At 73.3% G+C, this 1,843-nt stretch carries 1 protein-coding gene; it reads right to left on the reverse strand.

Going from position 1 to position 1,843, the window contains the following annotated elements:
* Positions 1–1,843: beta-ketoacyl synthase N-terminal-like domain-containing protein (locus tag AB0I16_RS35760; protein WP_363253857.1), on the reverse strand; the 1,843-nt coding region annotated here is incomplete at both ends.

A 1,843-nucleotide genomic window follows, 5' to 3' on the forward strand; every position in this document is an offset into this window, starting at 1 on the left:
GGCCACCCACGCTCCTCCGTCAGCAGCTCCACCGCACCCGCCGACCAGTCCACATGCGGCGACGGCTCATCCGCATGCAGCGTGCGCGGCAGCACGCCGTGCCGCATCGCCATCACCATCTTGATCACACCCGCCACACCCGCGGCGGCCTGCGTGTGACCGATGTTCGACTTCACCGAACCAAGCAGCAACGGCCGGTCCGCCGGGCGATCCTGACCATAGGTCGCAAGAAGCGCCTGCGCCTCGATCGGGTCACCCAGCTTCGTGCCCGTACCGTGCGCCTCCACCGCGTCCACATCGGACGGCGTCAGGCCCGCACCGGCGAGTGCCTGGCGGATGACGCGCTGCTGCGAGGGGCCGTTGGGGGCCGTAAGGCCGTTGGAGGCGCCGTCCTGGTTGACCGCCGAGCCCCGTACGACCGCGAGCACCGGGTGGCCGTTGCGGCGGGCGTCCGACAGGCGCTCGACGAACAGCATGCCCACGCCCTCGCCCCAGCTGGTGCCGTCAGCACCGGCTCCGAAGGCCTTGCACCGGCCGTCCTGCGACAGTCCTCGCTGGCGGCTGAACTCGATGAACGCTCCCGGCGTGGACATCACCGCCACACCACCGGCCAGCGCCATCTCGCACTCGCCGGACCGCAGCGCCTGCACCGCGAGGTGCAGGGCGACGAGCGACGACGAGCACGCCGTGTCCACCGTCACCGCCGGGCCCTCGAAGCCGAACGTGTACGACAGGCGGCCCGAAGCCACGCTCGCCGCGTTGCCGGTCGCCACATAGCCGCCCACGTCCTCGCACGCGCCGCCGAGGACGAGGCTGTAGTCCTGGGCGTTGGAGCCGACGAACACGCCGACGCGCTCGCCGCGCAGCGACGCCGAGTCGACCCCGGCGCGTTCGAGGAGTTCCCAGGAGGTCTCAAGGAGCAGCCGCTGCTGGGGGTCCATCGCCAGCGCCTCGCGCGGCGAGATCCCGAAGAAGCCCGCGTCGAAGCCGCTGACGTCCGACATGAACGCGCCGGACCGCAGGTAGGTGGTTCCCACGGAGTCCGGGTCGGGGTCGTACAGCGCCTCGACGTCCCAGCCGCGGTCGGTCGGGAACTCCGTGACCGCGTCGCCGCCCGCCTTGAGGAAGTCCCACAGGTCCTCGGGGCTCGCCACACCGCCGGGGAACCTGCACGCCATCGACACGATCGCGATCGGCTCGTCCGTCACGCCCTGGAGAGCGGCCGGGGCCGCGGAGGTGGGCGCCGCGTCGGCGCCGCACAGTTCGGCGCGCAGGTAGGCGGCCAGGGCCGCGGCCGTCGGGTAGTCGAAGACGAGGGTCGCTGGCAGGGCGATGCCCGTGGCGTCGCGGAGCCTGGTGCGCAGTTCGACGGCCGTCAGGGAGTCGAAGCCCAGCTCCTTGAACGCGCGCGTCGCGGGGAAGGCGTCACCGGACACGTGGCCGAGCACGGCTGCGGCCTCGTAGCGGACGAGCTCGGTGAGGTGGCGCTCCTGTTCGGCCTCGTCCAGGCCGGCCAGGCGCCGCGCCAGCTCCGACGTGCCGCCGACCTGTTCCGCGGGATCGGCCTCGAACATCGCCCGCACGTCCGGGAGTTCGCCGAGGAGTGCGCTCGGGCGCTGCGCCATGAAGGTACCGGCGAACCGGGTCCAGTCGACGTCGGCGACGACGATGTTCCCGTCACCGCGCTCCAGAGCGGAGGCGAGAGCGGCGACCGCCACGTCCGGGGCCATCGTGCCGAGGCCCCAGCGGTGCAGCTGGGCGGCCTGCGCGTCGGTCGCGACCATGCCACCGCCGCCCCACGGCCCCCACGCGACGGCCGTCGCGGGCAGGCCCGCGGCCCGGC

The organism is Streptomyces sp. NPDC050703 (assembly GCF_040654435.1).
GTDB lineage: Bacteria > Actinomycetota > Actinomycetes > Streptomycetales > Streptomycetaceae > Streptomyces.